The 20012-nt window shown below is 31.7% G+C and carries 15 protein-coding genes; 11 read left to right on the top strand and 4 right to left on the bottom strand.

Going from position 1 to position 20012, the window contains the following annotated elements; translation table 11 throughout:
- Window positions 1-31 precede the first annotated feature (31 nt).
- Both ACKTSU_RS06595 and ACKTSU_RS06590 read right to left on the bottom strand, forming a co-directional pair.
- The gene (locus tag ACKTSU_RS06595) at window positions 32-3589 is read right to left on the bottom strand and encodes an ABC transporter permease/M1 family aminopeptidase (protein ID WP_408035585.1); all 3558 of its coding nucleotides are present in this window, start codon (window positions 3587-3589) and stop codon (window positions 32-34) included.
- A 3-nt stretch (window positions 3590-3592) separates the two neighbouring features.
- Window positions 3593-4474, bottom strand: coding sequence for an ABC transporter ATP-binding protein (locus tag ACKTSU_RS06590; RefSeq protein ID WP_408035584.1), 882 nt, complete (start codon window positions 4472-4474; stop codon window positions 3593-3595).
- Window positions 4475-4679: 205 nt separating this feature from the next.
- Here ACKTSU_RS06590 and ACKTSU_RS06585 point away from each other — a divergent pair, with 205 nt between their 5' ends.
- From ACKTSU_RS06585 to ACKTSU_RS06565, 5 genes are all read left to right on the top strand, one after another.
- Entirely contained in the window at window positions 4680-5810 is a 1131-nt protein-coding gene (locus tag ACKTSU_RS06585; RefSeq protein WP_408035583.1) for a sensor histidine kinase, read from the top strand.
- Window positions 5803-6504, top strand: coding sequence for a LytR/AlgR family response regulator transcription factor (locus ACKTSU_RS06580; RefSeq protein ID WP_408035581.1), 702 nt, complete (start codon window positions 5803-5805; stop codon window positions 6502-6504). Before ACKTSU_RS06585 ends, ACKTSU_RS06580 begins: the two co-directional genes overlap by 8 nt.
- Before the next feature lie 70 nt (window positions 6505-6574).
- Window positions 6575-8347 carry an AMP-dependent synthetase/ligase gene (locus ACKTSU_RS06575; protein ID WP_408035580.1) on the top strand — a complete coding sequence of 591 codons (1773 nt, stop codon included), beginning with the start codon at window positions 6575-6577 and terminating at the stop codon, window positions 8345-8347.
- A 72-nt stretch (window positions 8348-8419) separates the two neighbouring features.
- The gene (locus ACKTSU_RS06570; protein ID WP_408035579.1) at window positions 8420-10192 is read left to right on the top strand and encodes an AMP-dependent synthetase/ligase; all 1773 of its coding nucleotides are present in this window, start codon (window positions 8420-8422) and stop codon (window positions 10190-10192) included.
- A gap of 106 nt (window positions 10193-10298) precedes the next feature.
- Window positions 10299-11921 carry an RluA family pseudouridine synthase gene (locus tag ACKTSU_RS06565; protein ID WP_408035578.1) on the top strand — a complete coding sequence of 541 codons (1623 nt, stop codon included), beginning with the start codon at window positions 10299-10301 and terminating at the stop codon, window positions 11919-11921.
- Between the two features lies 1 nt (window position 11922).
- Here the strand turns inward: ACKTSU_RS06565 and ACKTSU_RS06560 are convergent, their stop codons facing one another.
- Window positions 11923-13218 carry an MFS transporter gene (locus tag ACKTSU_RS06560; RefSeq protein WP_408035577.1) on the bottom strand — a complete coding sequence of 432 codons (1296 nt, stop codon included), beginning with the start codon at window positions 13216-13218 and terminating at the stop codon, window positions 11923-11925.
- A gap of 65 nt (window positions 13219-13283) precedes the next feature.
- A complete protein-coding gene (locus tag ACKTSU_RS06555) occupies window positions 13284-14093 on the bottom strand; it encodes a M48 family metallopeptidase (protein ID WP_408035576.1) in 810 nt (269 codons plus the stop codon).
- Between the two features lie 132 nt (window positions 14094-14225).
- Here ACKTSU_RS06555 and ACKTSU_RS06550 point away from each other — a divergent pair, with 132 nt between their 5' ends.
- From ACKTSU_RS06550 to ACKTSU_RS06525, 6 genes are all read left to right on the top strand, one after another.
- A complete protein-coding gene (locus ACKTSU_RS06550) occupies window positions 14226-15098 on the top strand; it encodes an alpha/beta hydrolase (RefSeq protein ID WP_408035575.1) in 873 nt (290 codons plus the stop codon).
- On the top strand, window positions 15095-15562 hold the full coding sequence (gene msrB, locus ACKTSU_RS06545) for a peptide-methionine (R)-S-oxide reductase MsrB (protein ID WP_408035574.1): 468 nt from the start codon (window positions 15095-15097) through the stop codon (window positions 15560-15562). The genes ACKTSU_RS06550 and msrB overlap by 4 nt, the downstream gene beginning before the upstream one ends.
- A 79-nt stretch (window positions 15563-15641) precedes the next feature.
- Window positions 15642-16196: a DUF1572 family protein gene (locus ACKTSU_RS06540; RefSeq protein ID WP_408035573.1), complete on the top strand. Its 555-nt coding sequence runs from the start codon at window positions 15642-15644 to the stop codon at window positions 16194-16196.
- Between the two features lie 148 nt (window positions 16197-16344).
- Window positions 16345-17673 (top strand): signal recognition particle protein, encoded by a 1329-nt coding sequence (gene ffh, locus ACKTSU_RS06535; protein ID WP_274634855.1) that lies wholly within the window; start codon window positions 16345-16347, stop codon window positions 17671-17673.
- A gap of 85 nt (window positions 17674-17758) precedes the next feature.
- The gene (folD, locus tag ACKTSU_RS06530; RefSeq protein WP_408035572.1) at window positions 17759-18643 is read left to right on the top strand and encodes a bifunctional methylenetetrahydrofolate dehydrogenase/methenyltetrahydrofolate cyclohydrolase FolD; all 885 of its coding nucleotides are present in this window, start codon (window positions 17759-17761) and stop codon (window positions 18641-18643) included.
- A gap of 213 nt (window positions 18644-18856) precedes the next feature.
- The gene (locus ACKTSU_RS06525; protein WP_408035571.1) at window positions 18857-19951 is read left to right on the top strand and encodes a helix-turn-helix domain-containing protein; all 1095 of its coding nucleotides are present in this window, start codon (window positions 18857-18859) and stop codon (window positions 19949-19951) included.
- Window positions 19952-20012: the final 61 nt, after the last annotated feature.

Raw genomic sequence — 20012 nt, 5'->3', positions numbered from 1 at the left:
AAATGCCTCAAATATGAGGCATTTTTTATTCTTACATTCTAAATATATTATCTACTAAATTTTCATCATTTCTAGTTCCATAAGGATCTATAGCAATATAATTAGGTTTTTCATTTACTATACATCGAACTTCAGTAAGCTCTTTAGCCAATTGTTTAGACTCATAAAACAACACTGTACTGTTGTCTTTTACTAGTGAAGGATGGGTTGTAAAGATTCCTATTTTAATAGGTTCGTTAATACCAATTTCTTTAGTCTCTCCGTTTTCTATTGTTTCAAAACGTTTCGCTTTTATGGTGGCGATAACTTCATAGGTTCCATCTGATAACTTCTTATACGAACTTTTTTCTACAGCTATATCGTAAGTAATTATTTTTTTAAACCAATCATTTACCAGTCGGTGATATCCTTTTGGAGTAATCTTATATATTTCTTCAAGTAACTCTATGGTATGTGCTTTAGGAGTACTATCTAATCGGTGTTTTTCTGTCATGTTTTTTAAAACATGATTTACTTTCTCCTCTCCTAGTAAATCTCTCAATGCCATTAACATTGTGTACGCTTTACCATAAGAAATATAACCTTCTTCTTGTACTTTATAAATGGGAGGTTCAATATTTTCACCAAATGCTCTTCCTAAGAAATACCTTCGTCGTGCATCTTCAGCTAACGCATACAAAGCGCGTTTTCCATACATCTTTTCTAATACCACTCCTTCTGTATATTTCGCAAACCCTTCTACTAATAAAGAACCACCCGCAACTGGTTTGGCTGTTAACGTATGTCCCCACCATTGATGAGCTACTTCATGAATCGTTCTTTTAGCGACTAAATTAAAGGTGTTTTCATCACGTACATCCGACAAATACAAACGATCTTCAGTCATGCTAATAACTCCGGGATGCGCAAATCCACCAAATCCCCAATGTGAAGGTATTTCTGCTATACGGATGTAATTAAAATTGTACGAACCAAAGTTTTCCTGACAATATGTTAACGCTTCTTTTGTACTATTTTCTATTGTGTTGATATTAAAATTATGGCTAGGGTTGTAATACTGCTCAATTGCTATTCCTTCGTGTATTGTTTTTTGAACTTCATATTTGGCAGAAAAATAGGCTATTATAGGAAATATTTTACCTTTTGATTTGTAGTGGTAATAGTTTCTGTTATTCTCAGACCAAGTTCGTAGCAATTCTCCCGAGCTTATAGCCGTTTGATCGTTACTTGTAGATATAACCGTTTCAAATTGTACCTTTTCAATTTTGATATCTTCAAATGCTATATGAGTGTCTGAATCATCTTCCTCTTCTCTTTCTGGTAAACCTCTATTTTTACGTTCAGTTCTGTCTATAATTTCCAATCCAGCAGCATACCCTATGATAGGTTCAAAATTTCTAGATGTAATATAGGTTCCGTTGTGAACAATACTTTTATCTTCCTCGTATCCTTTCACTTCTTTCTCTATAGTAAATGTGTATTGTACTGAATCATTAGGTTGTAACTTCTTCTTAAACTCAAGCACATAGGCTCCATTCACCGTATCTTTTACCATCAAACGAGTGTTTTCTATATTGAGCTGTTTTACTGGGATTCTCTCTGTTATTAATAATTCAGATAAAGCTTTGTCACTTTTGTTCTTTAAAACATAATTTGCTTTGATAGTATACTTTCTTTCCTTTGGAAAAATGGCTACTGTCGTTTTTTGAGAAACTGGATATAACTTTTCTAATGTCTCATACTGTTTATACGTCCGTTCATAATTTTCACTAAAATTTAAGTAATCATTATCGGTTTGATAGTCTGAAACAATATTAGTATTGTAGAATACCAAACTTCCTGCTCCTACAGCTAATAAAAGAAAGCTTAAAAACAGTACGCTACCTACTCGGTTATTTTCTTCTTTCAATTGTTTTATTTTATACGAAAAGTCTTTTATTATTCCTCTGTTCCATAGTTTAAAGGCTATTAAACCTAAAAGCGTCCCCAAACTTAACCAGTATATGGATAAGTGATTAAACTGTGTAGTATTACTGTTATGCATAGTCATGTCTCCAAAATTCACTCTTGGCATAAAACCTATACTTGTTAAAGGGTGTTCTAAACCTATAAGATTTGCTTTCATAGTAACAATAACCAACAAACCAAAAACTCCCATTCCTACATACTTACTTTTAACGATGCCATTTACAAATATGGACAACATAGCATATACAATTAATTGTATCCCATAATAATAAAATACAGAAGCATACATCACAAAGTCTATACTTGTAAAACCTAAACTTACCTGAAAAGCAATACAAATGAACACTCCTGTGGCTATTAACAGCATAGGTAATAATAATAAACTAATAAACTTAGCTACAAAGAACACCCAGTTTTTTACTGGAGTAGCGCCTATGATTAAATTAAAATTCATACTGTACTCTCTCCATACAATCTCTGAACCATAAAAAATTAGTAATAAGAGTCCAAAAAGAGTTAACGGACTTGTTATAAGTTCTATCAACTGATTTGTTAAAGGATATATACTTACCCCATATTCGCGTCCTTCTACAACGTTTGCATACAGTTCAGAAAAAACAATTAGCAACCACATAGCTACAATTACTAAAAAAGGTAAGCTTCTAAACACACTATTTAACTCTAGTCGTATCAAAGACAAAAGCGACTTTATATGTGCTTTAAAATTGTATGCACCATTTATTGGTTTATAAGAAATTAATTGTTTTGTCTCATTTTTTAGTGTTTTTTCTTTCTTTACTTTCTTCATCATTTTCCTAAAAGAGAAACTCTTGTAAGTGAGAAACAATATTCCTAAAGAAAAAGCTATCCATAGAGCTCTATTCAATAAAAACAGCCCCGAAAAAGAAAGTAACTGCGTGTTTTTTTGATAGGCTGTCCAATATTGAGTTTGCTCAAAAAAAGCGGCTATTCCAAAAGAATCTGCTATTGCTGCTACTGACATCATTTCTGGTGACGCAGGAACAGATTGTGCTAACAAAGGTGAGTTTAAGAAAATTGAACTCACAAAATATAACATATAAATACATACAGCACTTGCGTAGGTTGCAATGCTATTTTTGGTAAATATGCTCACAGAGAATATTAAAGAAGTACATATAAAAATATTAGGCAGTACTATATAGAACCAAGGCTGTATATAATTAAGTAAACTAAAAGTCCCCAATCTTTTCTCATCTAAACTAGAAAAGTAGTTTCCAAGTATATATCCTATTATAAAAGGAGAAAAAGCCAAGACACTAAAGATAAAAGTCCCTAAAAAACGACTCCAGAAATAATTCTGCTTTGTTATTGAAGAACTATAAATTAAGCCTTCCATATGATGCTGTTTGTCTCTTATGGTAGCTGTTACCGTAAAAAACATGATGATAAAAACGCTCCCTAAGGTAAAAAGTCCTGTATGAAAGTAAACTTGATAAACAGCATTGAAATTAACTCCTGTAGGAGCATGTCCTTGGCTTCCTATAAAATATCCTAGTCCTAAAAACAGTAATGCAAATAAAGGAAAGGCACGTTGTTTTAATTGATAATAAATTTCAAATTGTAATAATTTCTTAAACATAGCTTAGGCTTTTTTATGGTGAAACAATGTTGCGAAGTAGTAATCTTCTAAATTTGGAATAATTCTTTCAAAGCCATTTGATAAAGTAGTTTCAGAAAAAACTCTTATTTGCGTCTCACCTGCGACTAATTTGGTTGAAATAACATCGTACAGTTTTTTATAGTGCTCAATTTCATTTTTAGCTATGATTTTTGTCCAAATATTGTTTTGAATACTCGCTACTAATTCTTTCGGATTTCCTTGTGAAATGATTTGACCTTCCGATAATATTGCCATTTTCGTACACAAGTTTCGAACGTCTTCTACTATGTGAGTAGATAAGATGACAATCACATTCTCTCCTATTTCACTTAAAAGATTTAAAAAACGATTACTTTCTTCTGGATCTAAACCAGCAGTAGGTTCATCTACAATAATTAATTTAGGGTTTGCCAATAAAGCTTGTGCTATACCAAAACGTTGTCGCATACCACCTGAAAAAGTATGTATCGCTTTTTTTCTGTGCTGATATAGGTTTACCTGTTGTAATAATGAAGCTACTTGGTTTTTGCGTTCAGTATTATTAGTAATCCCTTTTAAAATTGCTAAATGATCTAACAACTTCTCAGCAGATACTTTAGGATATACTCCAAATTCTTGAGGTAAATACCCTAAGTATTTTCGTATTTCTTCAGGCTTGTTAATAACGTCATAGTCATTAAATACAATTTTTCCTGAAGAGGGTTCTTGTAAAGAAGCTATCGTACGCATTAAAGAAGATTTACCAGCTCCATTAGCACCTAACAAGCCAAACATTCCGTTTGAAATTTTTAAGTTGATTCCGTTTAGTGCTTTAACTCCGTTAGGATATGTTTTGGTAAGGTTTGTTATAGTTAATGTATTCATGTAAGATTTGTTTTATTTACAGCAAATCTCTACTCCCTTTCCTTTTAAATAAATTAAAAATGACGTATTCTCTTGTTTTTAACTCACACAATGTATATTTAATTACTAACCAAAATTCATCTAAAAAATCTCTTTGTTCATTTCAAAAACAATAGTGTTTATCAATATAATTGTGAGAACAGTTTTACATGAGTAATTTTGAAGTATGATTGAACTTTTAAAGAAATACAAAGCCTTTTTTATTGGACTTCTAATTATAGTTCCAGCATTCATTATATTGGATTATCTTAATTTTCTTAATATTCCAAGAGACCAACCTGTTGAGGTTATTGTAATTACTGCTTTTTGGGCACTAGTCATTGCTTTGCCCATACATAATTACCAATATTTAAAAAGGAAAAAGAAAGCTGTAATTGGTATTACTTCTCTTTTTGTACTACTTTTTTTTACAGTACTTTATGATTCTTACATGAAGCTTCCAGACAATCCAATCACCTTCATTTCTTTAATGATTTTTTGGTTTGGTTTGGCTTATTTTTTAGTTCCTAATTTTATAAAAAAGTATTGGAAGTTTATTGTCTTTTTGTATACCCCTTTACTTATCTACTTTTTATACCTCAGGTTGTTTTCTGGTGATTTGGAAGCCTATTTAAAAGTAAAAGAAGAAACTCCTTTTTATATATTCTTTTTACCCATTCCTGTTTTCTTTGTTCTTTGGATTTTTGAACAATGGAAATGGGTACAAGAGTTAAAAAAGGAAAAATCTAAAACAGAATTAGCATTGCTAAAAACTCAAATAAACCCTCATTTTTTCTTCAACACTCTCAATAACTTATACGCACTGACAGTCAAAAATTCACCCCAAGCTCCAGAAGTTATTTTAAAACTATCTGACATGATGCGTTATACCATTTACGATGGAGAAAAAGAAAAAGTAAAAATTTCAGAAGAAATAGAATACCTAAATAATTACATCGAACTTCATAAAATTCGTTACAAAAAGTCAGTAGAAATAACCTTCAATCATAATATTGATACTACCTATAATGTTCCTCCTCTATTATATATTATCTTACTTGAAAATGCCTTTAAACATGGTATAGAAACACTTACAGAAAAAGCTTTTATTCATATTGATTTATATGAAGATGCTAATTTTATTTACTTTGACATAGAAAACAATTTTGATGCAAGTGAAATAAACAATTCTAAGGGAATTGGATTACAAAACTTAAAACGAAGATTATCTTTGTTGTACAATCAACAACATGAGCTAAATATTAGTTCTCAAAAAAACATATATAAAACACAGTTAAAAACACCAAAGCATGCTTAACTATATAATTATTGATGATGAACCTTTGGCTCATGAAATTATAACAGAATTTTGTAGTATGCTACCTCATATTCAATTAGAAAAAAGCTGCTACAATGCTATGGAGGCTATCCAGTTTTTAAATGAACATACCGTTGATTTCATGTTTCTAGATATAAACATGCCTAAATTAAAAGGTTTAGATTTTTTAAAAACGCTATCAACCCCACCTAAAACCATTATTACTACTGCCTACAAAGAATATGCTCTTGAAGGATTTGAGCTCAATGTTGTAGACTATCTTTTAAAACCTTTTAGTTTTGATCGTTTGGTAAAAGCTGTTAATAAAGTATCAGATACTGTGTCTACCCAAACACCCCACATTGAAAGTATACAGGCAAGTCAAGCCAATACTCGAATTTTTATCAAGGGAAATAAAAAACACCATCAAATTGATTTAAGTGATTTGTTATTTATAGAAGCTTACGGAAACTACACAAAGCTATTTTTAATAGATGAAATGATTGTGAGTCATGAAAAGATTTCTCATTATGAATCTCTGTTAAACCCCAACCAATTTTTAAGAGTACACAAATCATTTATCGTTGCTATTGATAAAATTAAATTTATAGAAGGTAATCGTATTATAATTCAAGAACAAAAAGTTCCAATAGGGCAAACCTATAAGAGTTTGGTTAGCAAACTGTATAATTAATCAAGGCTACACTTTTTTTAATAATTGTCTTTTATTTTTTATAGATTTATGCATCAACAAAACCATTTGTATGCATATATCTTCAACAATTACACGCCTTTTTGATTTTCCATATCATCAGCTAGAAAACTACCCACAACAAGATTGCCTAGTTTCTAAAGAGAATAATATTTGGAAAAGTTTTTCTACAAATGAGTATATAAATAAAGCTAATACTGTAAGTAAAGCCTTACTAAAACTCGGAATTAAGCCTGGAGATAAAATAGCTTTAATTACTTCGGTAAATCAACCTAAATGGCATTTGTTAGATATTGGTGTTATGCAAATTGGTGCAGTAAATGTTCCTTTATACCCTACTTTTTCAGAAAAAGACTACGCGTATATCTTACACCATTCAGATAGTGTGTATTGTTTTGTTTCTGATGATGAACTCTATCAAAAAGTAATCAAAATTCAAGGACAAACACAGCTTAAAAAAGTATTCACTTTTGAAGAATTAGAAACAGATTACAGTTGGAGTTCCTTTCTAAATCTTGGTAATGATGAAACACTTGAACCAAAAGTTGAAGAATTAAAAGGGATTGTAAAACCATCTGACTTAGCCACCATTATATATACTTCAGGTACCACAGGTACACCCAAAGGAGTAATGCTCTCTCATAATAACATAGTTAGTAATGTTTTTGCTGTTGGAAAAAGGCTCGATTTACAAGGAAATCAAAAAAGAGTAATCAGCTACTTACCAATATGCCACATCTTTGAGCGTGCTGCATCTTATTATTGTCAATATATGGGTTTCGAAATTCATTTTGCTGAAAGTATTGATAAAGTTGGAGATAATTTACGGGAAATTCAGCCTCATTTTATGGCGGTTGTACCACGATTACTCGAAAAGGTTTTTGATAAAATTGTAGATAAAGGAAGTAATCTATCAGGTTTAAAAAAACGACTGTTCTTTTGGGCATTACAATTAGGGGAAGATTACCAACCTTATAATGCAAACGGTTGGTGGTATGAATTCAAACTCTCTATAGCACGCAAACTTATTTTTTCTAAATGGAAAGAAGCCTTAGGAGGAAATTTAGAGTTCATGTTAGCGGGGAGTGCACCTACTCAAGCCAGACTTGTAAGAATATTCACTGCGGCAGGAATCCCTGTTTTTGAAGGCTATGGGCTTACCGAAACCTCTCCTGCAATTTCTGTTACCGATATGAGAAACAATGGGTTTAAAATAGGGACTGTTGGAAAGGTAATTGAAAATGTAACTGTAAAAATAGCTGAGGATGGAGAAATCGTAGTGAAAGGTCCTAATGTAATGATGGGCTACTATAAAGATTCAGAAAAAACTAACGAATCAATTATAAATGGCTATTTCCATACAGGAGACATTGGAGAACTAGACAATGAAGGATTTTTAAAAATTACTGATAGAAAAAAAGAAATTTTTAAAACCTCTGGAGGCAAATATATAGCTCCCGCTATCTTAGAAAGTGAGTTAAAAAAATCACGTTTTATAGAGCAAGTTATGGTGATTGGTGAAGGCGAAAAAATGCCAGCTGCATTAATTCAAGTTGCTTCCGAATTTGTTCAAGAATGGTCAAAAAGACACAACCATACAATTGTGGATATTACTACAGATGAGAAACTACTCAAACGAATTCAAAAAGAAATTGATATTTGCAATGAAAAATTTGGGAAATGGGAACAAATAAAACGTTTTGAAATAACTCCCGATGAATGGACGACCAATTCTGGTCATTTAACTCCGACATTGAAAATGAGACGAAAAATAATCTTAGAAAAATACAATAGTTTGTGTCAAAAAATATATAATCCTCAATAAATCAACTAGTAAACTACAACTTGTGCAATCGGGGTATTTTTCATACTTTGCAAAGCCCAAAAATTTGAACATATGTCGATTGAAATTATGCGTCTTTTTGACTTTCCTTATTATCAACAAGAAAATTATAAATTAGATAAAGCATTTACCACTAAAAAAGATGGAAAATGGCAGTCTATTTCAACAAGTGAATATATTAAACAAGCCAATGCTATAAGTAGAGGTTTGTTACGATTAGGTGTACAACCTAATGATAAAATCGCTGTAATTTCAACTAATAATAGAACTGAATGGAATGTTTGTGATATTGGAATATTACAAACAGGAGCTCAAAACGTTCCTATTTATCCTACTATTTCTAAAGAAGACTACGAATATATTTTAAACCACTCTGAAGCTACTTATTGCTTTGTTTCTGATGATACAATTTTAGAAAAGCTTAATCAAATAAAAGCTAATACAAAACTTAAAGAAGTTTTTACTTTTGATGATATCCAAGGAGAAAAAAACTGGCAGGAAGTTTTAGATTTAGGAAAGGATGAAAGCAATCAGAATGAAGTTGAAGAGCGTAAAAATGCTATTAAAACTGATGATTTAGCTACCTTAATTTACACTTCTGGAACAACAGGACGTCCAAAAGGAGTAATGCTAAGTCATAAAAATGTAGTTTCAAATGTACTGAGCAGTGAAAAACGTGTTCCGTTAGAATACGGTCAAGGTAGAGCTTTAAGCTTCTTACCTGTTTGCCATATTTTTGAACGTATGATTTTGTATTTATATCAATACTGTGGTATTTCTATTTATTTTGCTGAGGCTATTGACAAATTGAGTGAAAATGCTCAAGAAATAAAGCCGCATGTAATGACTGCTGTTCCAAGGTTATATGAAAAAATTTACGATAAGATTTATGCCAAGGGAGCTGACTTAACAGGTATTAAAAAGAAATTATTCTTTTGGGCTATAGAATTAGGTTTACAATATGAACCTTATGGAGCTAACGGATGGTGGTATGAAAAGAAACTAAGCATTGCTAAAAAACTTATTTTCTCTAAATGGCAAGCTGCCTTAGGTGGAGAATTAAAAATAATGGTTTCTGGTTCTGCTGCATTACAACCACGTTTAACTAGAGTATTTACAGCTGCTGGAATGCCTGTAATGGAAGGTTATGGTCTTACTGAAACTTCTCCTGTAATTGCTGTAAACGATATGCGTGATGGAGGTTTTAGATTAGGAACTGTAGGTAAATTGATTGATGGTGTTAAGGTTAAAATAGCCGATAATGGAGAGATTTTAGTAAAAGGTCCAAACGTAATGCAAGGATATTACAAAGATCCTGAAAAAACTGCTGAGGCATTACAAAATGGATATTTCCATACAGGTGATAAAGGAGAGTTAAATGAAGATGGATTCCTAAAAATAACCGGACGTACCAAAGAAATGTTTAAAACCTCAGGTGGTAAATATATTATTCCACCATTATTAGAAGGTCAATTAAAACAATCTCGCTTTATTGAGCAAGTAATGGTTATTGGTGAAGGTGAAAAAATGGCTGCTGCATTTATTCAACCAAACTTTGAGTTTGTACGTGAATGGGCACAAAGACATAACGTTACCGTAGGAGATAATAAAGACTTGGTAAGCAACCCTAAAGTAATAGAACGTATTCAAGAAGAAGTAGACTATGCCAATACTAAGTTTGGTAAATGGGAAACTATTAAAAAGTTTGAATTAACCGAAGAAGAATGGTCTATTGATGGAGGACAGCTTACCCCTACCATGAAAATGAAACGAAACATTATCAAAGAAATGTATAAAGACTTATACGATAAAATTTATAGAAACTAATCGTTTAAAGTGTTGTGAAAGCAACACTTTTTCTTTTTAATCACAAGATAGCTAAGATCTTAATTTCCTTTGAATACCTCGTAAACTAGTCCATAGGCAATTGATTATGACTCAAATTATTTCTTTCTCTTCGGATGTTTCTACTATAGAATTACCTAAAAAATTCGATTATCCTTATAATTATACACCTCATACTCTAGCCCAAATAGCCACTGAGGAATTGCAAGAATATTTAACAAATCAAACTGATTTTTCGCACAACTTTGGAATTAAAAATCCTGAGGATGCAAACTCACTTGGAAAAATGTTTGGAGTCTTAGTCGTGCAAGATCAAAATGGAACCTTAGGCTATTTAGCTGCATTCTCTGGTAAACTTGCTGAAAGCACACAACACAAACATTTTGTTCCGCCTGTTTTTGATGTTTTAGATAAAAATGAATTCTACCTTACAACAGAAGAACGACTTAATGAGTTAACCCATAAAATAGAAAGTCTAGAAAGCTCCTCTAATTTTATTGAAACAAAAAAAGCATATCAAAAAACGCAACAACAGCACGAAAAGCTTTTAGCTGAAGAACAATCAATAATTAAACAACGGAGAAAACTTAGAAAAAAACTAGGGCAACAAAACAATCAGTTAAATATAAATGAAGAGTTTTACTTACGTGAATATGAAGTGTATTTAAATGATAAAATAGCAACATCAAAAAAAGCGTACCAAGTAAAGCAACATCAAATTGAGGAGTTGAAACAACAACGCACAAACCTTTCAGCTTGGGCACAACAAGAAATATTTAAAAAATATGCGTTTCTTAACTATAGAGGGGAAACTAAAAACTTATTAGATATTTTTACAGACTCCACCCAAAATATTCCTGCTGGTGCTGGTGATTGTTGCGCTCCTAAATTACTTCAATATGCATACAAACATCAATTAAAACCTATTTCTATGGCTGAATTTTGGTGGGGAAAACCTTTGAAAACTTCCATAAGAAAACATCAATATTTTTATCCTGCGTGCACAGGGAAATGCAAACCTATTCTAACGCATATGTTACAAGGGATCATAGTAGAAGAAAATCCGTTAGTTGCTCAATTAAAAGAGAAAAAAGAAATTGAAATTCTGTATGAAGATGCCGATTTATTAGTCATCAACAAACCGTATGATTTATTATCGGTAGCCGGAAAAGAAATCAAAGATTCTGTGTATAGTCGTATTCAAAAATTATATTCAAATGCAACAGGACCATTGGTTGTACATCGTTTAGATATGTCTACCTCTGGAATTCTCTTAGTTGCTAAAAATGAAGCTATTTATAAAGCTTTACAAGCACAGTTTATTAATAAAACTATACAAAAAAGGTATGTAGCCTTGTTAGATGGTGTTTTAAAAGAACATAAAGGAAAAATAGACCTACCACTCAGAGTAGATTTAAATGATCGTCCTAAACAGCTTGTTTGTTATGATTACGGAAAGAAAGCTCTGACTCAATGGGAAACAATTGAAGCTATAGGTACAAAAACCAAAATATATTTTTACCCTATTACAGGACGTACGCATCAATTACGAGTGCATGCTGCTCATCAATTAGGATTAAATACTCCCATAGTTGGAGATGATTTATACGGAAAGAAATCTGACCGATTATACCTTCACGCTGAAAAAATTACATTTAAGCATCCTACATCAAAAAAAGAAGTGAGCTTTACTGCTCCTGCTCCCTTTTAACTTATACTACGTATTTTGTCTTTTTTAGTGAGCTTAAAATAATAAAGGATGCTAAAAAGAAAATTGCTAAACACAACACACTCCATTGCATAGAGCCTGTAATAGCGTTTAATGCTCCATATACAGCTGTTCCTAAAACAATGGCTATTTTTTCAGTAACATCATAAAAACTAAAATAAGTAGCATGATCTTCTGTTTCTGGTAATAATTTCGAATAGGTAGAACGTGTTAATGTTTGAATTGCTCCTTGTACCAATCCTAATAATCCTCCTAAACCATAAAAGTAGATATCTACATACTCTTGAGACTTATCTAAAGAGAAAGCACAAAAACATACCAACATCCACACAATAATTGTTACTTTTAAAGCAGTAATATTTCCCCACTTTTCTGATAATCTAGAAAAAATAATTGCACCTATTATTGCTACTATTTGTACTAGTAAAATAGTAATAATTAAACTTGTTGAAGACAACCCTAGTTCTGAAGAACCAAAAATAGCTGCCATTAAAATAATAGTTTGTACACTAATGCTTAACAAGAAAAAAGAAATTAAAAAACGTTTTAACGTTGGATAATTTAACACCTCTTTTATTACAATTTGTAGCTCTTTATACCCTTTCCAGATGTAATCTTTTTCTGGTTTTTTGTTATACACATTTCCTGGTAAACGTTTAAAAGTTATTTGAGCAAATCCTAACCACCATAAGCCTACCATAACAAAAGAAATTCTAGATGCCATACCCGAGCTAATTCCTAATGTTTCAGGAAACATAATCATGCCTAAGTTTATTAAAAGTAAAATTACAGAACCAATATATCCGTAAACAAAACCTTTAGCACTGGCTCTATCCTGTTGTTCAGGATGAGCAACTTCAGGCAAATAAGCATTATAAAAGACCAAACTAGCCCAAAAACCGATACTTGCTAAAATTGTAAATAAAATACCTATCCAAACAGTATCAATCCCTTCAAAAAAGTATAAACTCATTACAGATATTGACCCTAACGTACAAAAAAACTTCATAAACTTTTTCTTACTTCCCGTATAATCCGCAATACCCGACAATATTGGAGAAATAAAAGCTACTACTAAAAACGAAAAAGACAATGCATAGCTATATAAACTATCTGGGTGCTCCCAATCTTGCCCTAAAAAACGTACTACTTTTCCTTCTGTTACAGCACTGTAATACAATGGAAAAACCGCAGTACTAATTACTAAGGAATATACTGAGTTTGCCCAGTCGTAAAACGCCCATCCGTTTATTAATTTCTTATCGCCTATTTTATACATATTCTTAAAATAAAAAACCGCTCATTTTTCATGAACGGTTTGCAATATACTATAATTTATCAATCTTACTTAGCGGGAGCCACATTGTATTTAGCTGCTAATTTTTTAGCTTCTGGTAAAAATGCTCTTAAAGTTTGAATACGTGTTTGGTTAGAAGGGTGCGTGCTCATAAACTCAGGTGGTGCTCCACCTCCAGAACGTTCACTCATTCTTACCCATACTTCAGCAGCTTCTTCTCCATTATATCCTGCCATAATCATAAAAACTAAACCTAATTTATCTGCTTCAGTTTCATGCTCTCTACTAAATGGCAACATAACTCCTACTTGTGTTCCTAAACCGTAAGCCATATTCCACATTTCAGCATTCTTACTATTTTGAGTACTTAGAGCTAAAGCTACTCCACCTAATTGTTGTAATTGACCTGTAGACATACGTTCTTGTCCGTGTTTTGCAAATGCATGCGCTACTTCATGTCCCATTACTGCAGCTACTCCATCTTCATTAGCACAAATAGGCATGATACCTGTATAAAAAACTACTTTACCACCAGGTAAACACCAAGCATTAACTGTTTTATCTTCTACTAAATTAAACTCCCACTTATAGGCATCAGCTTCAGCAACCTTACCATTAGCCCTTAAAAAACGATCAACCGCTTCAGAAATATTTTTCCCTACACGCTTTATTTGATTCGTTTGTTTAGTATTAGTAGACAATTTATTTTCTTTTAAAAAAGTTTGATACTGCGCAAAACTCGCTGGTAGTATTTCAGCATCATTTACAAAGTTTAATCTTTTTCTTCCTGTAATCGGTACAGTACTACATTCCGCTAAAAAAATAGCTAAAAGTGTTAGACCTATAATTTTTTTCATTGTTTAATAGTTTAAAGTTCTATATTCTTGGTTGTGTATTTTATGACACGAAATTAATTTATTTGTCACAAAACTGGCAATAAATTATGAGTTTAAAGCTACAAATTCTATCTTTATCTAAAAAACTAATTCATGAATTTTATACATTCAAAAAACACTTTACCTAGTATTAAAATTCCAAAACCAATTATTTTATCCGCTAAAGCTTTACAGTTTATTTCTAACAATTTAGCCACAAAATTTGGAGTAAAATTATTTACAACTCCTGTTAGCTTTCCTATGCCGAAAAGAGAGAAAGTAATGTTAGAAAGTGCTCAAACTAAAACTATAAATATCCCTACTATTTCAAGAGATGTTCAGATGTTATCTTACGGATACTCAACCAAAAAAGTATTATGGGTACATGGTTGGGCTGGAAGAAGCACGCAATTATACATGATTGCTGATAAATTACTAGAAAAAGGATATATGGTTATTTCTTTTGATGGTCCTGCGCATGGAAAATCTACAGGAAAAACAACAGAAATGCCTGATTTTTTAGAAACTATTGCTGAAATAGATAAGCAATATGGCCCTTTTGAAGCGGCTATTGGTCATTCCTTTGGTGGTGTATGTTTATACAATGCTCTTTCTGAAAATTTCTCTGTAAAAAAACTAGTTACTATTGGTGCAGCAGATAAAATATCAGACGTTATTTTAAACTTCACTAAAAACCTACACGTAAAACCTCTCATAGCCCACAAAATGAAACGTTTTTTTGATAAAAAATGGCAGCGTGATATCGATGTACATTCATCGAGTGCAAAAGCTAAAAATATAGATATTCCTACTTTAGTCGTTCATGATTCTTTTGATGGCGATGTCGATGTAAGTTGTGCTATAAAAATTCGTCAAAACTTACAGAACGGAACGCTTTTAATTACTGAAGGACTAGGACACACCAAAATTCTTCGTGATGCAAAAGTAGCTTCTAAAATTGTCGATTTTATTATACAACCATTATGAAAAAAACAATCTTTCTATTCGTTTTAGCTTTATTCGTACCTTATTCTGCAAACGCTCAGAAACATAAAAAATATAAAATTAACAAGCCTAATAGTGAATGGAAAAAACTACTTACACCACAACAATATTTTGTACTCAGGGAAGCAGGTACTGAGCGACCTAATTCTAGCCCTTTAAACTTCAATCATAAAAAAGGAGTGTACGTGTGCGCTGCTTGTAAAACTCCACTTTATAAATCTGAAAATAAGTATGACTCAGGTAGTGGGTGGCCTTCTTTTGATAGAGCTATTTTAGGCAATGTAGACATGGAAACTGACTATAAACTTGGATATGCGCGTACTGAATTAAAATGTGCCAATTGTGACGGGCATTTAGGTCATTCTTTTGATGATGGTCCAAAAGAAACCACAGGAAAACGTCATTGCATTAACGGAGTTGCTTTAGAGTTTATTCCAAAGAAATAAAATTACAAGTTTGATGTATACCTTAAATACTCATCATTTCTAAACTTTGAAGAAAAAACCTTTAAAACTAAATATCATTATGCAAAGCTCTTATCTAATCAGCATAAAGCGACAGTTTGAATATTATAAATCTCTTGGTGATAAAACTTTCACTCAAATTAGTAATGAGCATTTTTTTTGGCAAGTTAATGAAGAAAGTAACTCTATTGCTATCATAGCAAAACATATTGCTGGAAATATGCTTTCTCGCTGGACAAGTTTTTTAACTGAAGATGGAGAAAAATCATGGCGAAATCGTGACGAAGAATTTATGAATTCATTTACTACAAAAGAAGAAGTACTTGAATATTGGGAAAAAGGTTGGTCATGTTTATTTAATGCTATCAATTCACTTTCAGAAGAAGATTTAGAAAAAATCGTATATATCAGAAATCAAGGACATACAGTTATTGAAGCCATTAATAGGCAGTTATGCCATTACTCGTATCATGTAGGACAACTAGTTTTCTTAGGGAAAATGTTACAAAACAAAAATTGGAATTCTTTATCTATTCCTAAAAACGCTTCAAAAAATTACAATACTGAAAAGTTTTCAAAAGAAAAATCATGTAAACATTTTACCGAGGATTTATAGTTTAAAAAAACGCTTTCCTCTCTAATTTTCTACTTATAACTAGAATCAATCATAAATAGTAAGGTTTTGCTAAAAAATTCTATCAACAAAATGCTAAAAACTAACAACTAATAACTAAATTTGTGCCTCTAAAAAATGAAGCCGATACATGTTTAATAATTTAAGCGAAAAGTTAGATAAGGCGTTACATACGCTAAAAGGACACGGAAAAATTACCGAAGTTAATGTTGCAGAAACACTAAAAGAAGTTCGTAGAGCTTTATTAGATGCCGATGTTAACTTTAAAATAGCAAAAGAGTTTACCAAAACTGTACAAAAGAAAGCCTTAGGACAAGACGTATTAACCACGTTAAATCCAGGACAATTAATGGTTAAACTTGTTAAAGACGAGTTAACTGAATTAATGGGTGGCGATACTGTTGGTATTAACTTAGGTGGTTCTCCTACCGTTATTTTAATGTCTGGTTTACAAGGTTCGGGTAAAACAACCTTTTCTGGTAAATTAGCTAACTACCTTAAAACTAAAAAATCTAAACAGGTTTTATTAGTTGGATGTGATGTATATCGTCCTGCGGCAATTAACCAGTTACGTGTAGTTGGTGAGCAAATTGGTGTAGAAGTTTATGCTGAAGAAGGAAATCAAAATCCTGTAGAAATTTCTCAAAATGCTATTAAGCATGCAAAAGCAAACGGTAAAAATGTGGTGATTATAGATACCGCTGGTCGTTTAGCTGTTGATGAGGAAATGATGACGGAGATTTCTAACATCCACAAAGCTGTAAGTCCACAAGAAACCTTATTTGTGGTGGACTCTATGACAGGTCAAGATGCTGTAAACACAGCTAAAGCTTTTAACGATGTATTAAATTTTGACGGAGTTGTATTAACCAAGTTAGATGGTGATACTCGTGGTGGAGCTGCTTTATCGATTAAGTCGGTAGTAGATAAACCAATCAAATTTATTGGTACGGGTGAAAAAATGGATGCAATTGATGTATTCCACCCAAGTCGTATGGCTGATCGTATTTTAGGAATGGGAGACGTTGTTTCGTTAGTAGAACGTGCCCAAGAACAATACGATGAAGAAGAAGCAAGAAAACTACAAAAGAAGATTGCTAAAAACCAGTTTGGTTTTGATGATTTCTTAAATCAAATCAATCAAATCAAAAAGATGGGTAGCATGAAAGATTTAGTTGGAATGATTCCTGGAGCTGGAAAAGCATTAAAAGATGTAGATATTGATGATGATGCATTTAAAGGAATTGAGGCTATTATACACTCTATGACTCCTGCGGAAAGAAGTACTCCTTCTATGATTAATGCGAGTCGTAAAAAAAGGATTGCAAAAGGATCGGGAACGTCGGTTCAAGAAGTAAATCAGTTGATGAAACAATTCGACCAAATGAGCAAGATGATGAAGATGATGCAAGGTGGTGGCGGAAGAAAAATGATGCAAATGATGAAAGGTATGAGATAATATTTAGAAGAGAAGTTTTGTCGGCTTCTCTTTTTTCTTTTTTAGACTAACAACAACACACTAAATAACACACAACACACTAAAAATGATTTTACTAGACGGTAAAAAAACATCAGCAGACATTAAAGAAGAAATTGCTTTAGAAGTAGCAGAATTAAAAGCAAATGACAAAAAAACTCCTCACCTAGCAGCTGTTATTGTTGGTAACGATGGTGCTAGTTTAACTTATGTAAACGCAAAAGTTAAAGCTTGTGAGCGTGTTGGGTTTGAATCTACTTTACTTCGTCTTCCTGAAGAAACTACTGAAGAAGAATTATTAAACGAAATTGCTATTTTAAATATCGATAATGATATTGATGGTTTTATCGTACAGCTTCCTCTACCCGATCATATTGACGAGCAAAAAGTTTTAATGGCGATTGATCCTGATAAAGATGTAGATGGTTTTCACCCAATGAATGTTGGTAAAATGACCTTAAATCTTCCAACTTTTATTTCAGCAACTCCTTTCGGTATTTTAGAATTATTAGATCGTTACAACATTGAAACTTCTGGTAAAGATGTTGTAGTAATTGGTCGTAGCCATATTGTAGGAAGCCCAATGAGTATTTTATTATCTCAAAAAAGAAAAGTAGGAAACGCTACCGTTACCTTAACACATAGTAGAACTAAAAACTTAAAAGAAATTACTCAAAAAGCAGATATTATTGTGGCTGCTATTGGTATTCCAGAGTTTTTAAAAGGTGATATGGTAAAAGAAGATGTAGTAGTTATTGATGTAGGAATTACACGTGTTGCGGATGCTTCTAAGAAAAACGGATTCAGACTAGTTGGTGATGTAGCTTTTAACGAAGTAGCTGAAAAAGCATCGCACATTACTCCTGTTCCTGGTGGTGTAGGTCCTATGACGATTGCAATGCTATTAAAAAACACCTTATTAGCTTGTGAACGTAGACAAGAAAAAGCGTAATAAAACAACTTTATATATAATAAAAAAAAGACTGCTTATCAAGCGGTCTTTTTTGCATAAGACCTATACTTAATTCTAAATTAAAAACCTTTTAAACTTAATAGGTCATTTTTATTATATTAGCTAGCATTTACAAAAATATACTATATCTATATTGGCTTTATAATAGCCAAAAAATATCTTTAAGTAATTCATAAATAAACCACAAAGCTATTGGAAAGTAAAATAGAATTTATTGAAAGTATTGGAAAAATAGCTGTCTTTATAATGATACTCCTTTCTGTTTTTCTTTTTACAGTTAAAACAACAAACAAATTACCTAATAGGCTTTTTGGTATTTACTTACTGTGTGTAGCGTTTGATTTAATAGGTTTATTTACAAGCAAAACATTAGAACACCCCAATATTGAAAAAATAAAAATGGCTTCTAGCCTACTACAACTACCTTTGTTCTACCTTTATGTCTTATCTGCCTGTTATTCAAATTTCAAGATTGTAAAAAAACACTTCGCTCATTTCTTACTATTTATAATAATCCTCATTATTTTTTACATTACAAACTTATCTAATCAAAGCTTATTACTTTACGAGATAGTAGGAGAAATACAATTTATCATTTATATCATAGCCATATTTATAGTTTTAAAAAGATACAAAAGCATATATATTGAAAATTATTCCAATGCTAATTATGACGTTTATAAATGGTTGTTTCAGATTACGGTTTTATCGTGTATAGCGCATTCTTTTGTGATATCTAGGTGGTATTTATCTAATTCTACCTATAAAGAATATGTATTAAATATTAATATATTAATAAGTCTTTCTGTATTATCTATCACTATATTTTTTGTTTTAAAAGCCTTATACCAGCCTCAACTTTTTACAGGAGTTAATATTAATTTAGAACCACTTGATTCCAATTCAAAAAGAAAGTCAAAGGTATTAGCTATTCAAGAAAACGAGCTTGAAAGCAAATACCTAAAAACGCTAACAGTTTTTATGAGCGATAAAAAGCCGTATTTAGATTTTGATTTAACACTACAAAAACTATCTTTTCAAACTAATATTCCAGAAAAAGAACTATCGCTATTAATTAATCGTCATTTAGGAAAACATTTTTTTGATTTTATAAATGAGTACCGAATAAATGATGCAAAAATACTGTTGCAAGATTCCACCCAAAAAGAACTCACTGTATTAGAAATCTTATATAAGGTAGGTTTTAGTTCCAAATCTTCATTTTATAGTGCTTTTAAGAAAGCAACCAACCAAACCCCTACACAATACAGAAAATCAACCACTTAAAATTGGTTCTACTTTTTAACTATACTCTTTTTCATAATAAAATCAGTCCGACTTTCTTTAA

Origin of the sequence: Tenacibaculum aestuarii, from assembly GCF_964510395.1 — a bacterium.
Taxonomy (GTDB): domain Bacteria; phylum Bacteroidota; class Bacteroidia; order Flavobacteriales; family Flavobacteriaceae; genus Polaribacter; species Polaribacter aestuarii.
This window is presented reverse-complemented; position numbering and strand designations above follow the sequence as displayed.

Coding starts and splice junctions, on each gene's coding strand:
- ACKTSU_RS06550 (WP_408035575.1), top strand. CDS start 14,226: ATGAATTTTATACATTCAAAAAACACTTTACCTAGTATTAAAATTCCA.
- ACKTSU_RS06560 (WP_408035577.1), bottom strand. CDS start 13,218: ATGTATAAAATAGGCGATAAGAAATTAATAAACGGATGGGCGTTTTAC.
- msrB (WP_408035574.1), top strand. CDS start 15,095: ATGAAAAAAACAATCTTTCTATTCGTTTTAGCTTTATTCGTACCTTAT.
- ACKTSU_RS06570 (WP_408035579.1), top strand. CDS start 8,420: ATGTCGATTGAAATTATGCGTCTTTTTGACTTTCCTTATTATCAACAA.
- ACKTSU_RS06540 (WP_408035573.1), top strand. CDS start 15,642: ATGCAAAGCTCTTATCTAATCAGCATAAAGCGACAGTTTGAATATTAT.
- folD (WP_408035572.1), top strand. CDS start 17,759: ATGATTTTACTAGACGGTAAAAAAACATCAGCAGACATTAAAGAAGAA.
- ACKTSU_RS06565 (WP_408035578.1), top strand. CDS start 10,299: ATGACTCAAATTATTTCTTTCTCTTCGGATGTTTCTACTATAGAATTA.
- ffh (WP_274634855.1), top strand. CDS start 16,345: ATGTTTAATAATTTAAGCGAAAAGTTAGATAAGGCGTTACATACGCTA.
- ACKTSU_RS06585 (WP_408035583.1), top strand. CDS start 4,680: ATGATTGAACTTTTAAAGAAATACAAAGCCTTTTTTATTGGACTTCTA.
- ACKTSU_RS06590 (WP_408035584.1), bottom strand. CDS start 4,474: ATGAATACATTAACTATAACAAACCTTACCAAAACATATCCTAACGGA.
- ACKTSU_RS06595 (WP_408035585.1), bottom strand. CDS start 3,589: ATGTTTAAGAAATTATTACAATTTGAAATTTATTATCAATTAAAACAA.
- ACKTSU_RS06575 (WP_408035580.1), top strand. CDS start 6,575: ATGCATATATCTTCAACAATTACACGCCTTTTTGATTTTCCATATCAT.
- ACKTSU_RS06580 (WP_408035581.1), top strand. CDS start 5,803: ATGCTTAACTATATAATTATTGATGATGAACCTTTGGCTCATGAAATT.
- ACKTSU_RS06555 (WP_408035576.1), bottom strand. CDS start 14,093: ATGAAAAAAATTATAGGTCTAACACTTTTAGCTATTTTTTTAGCGGAA.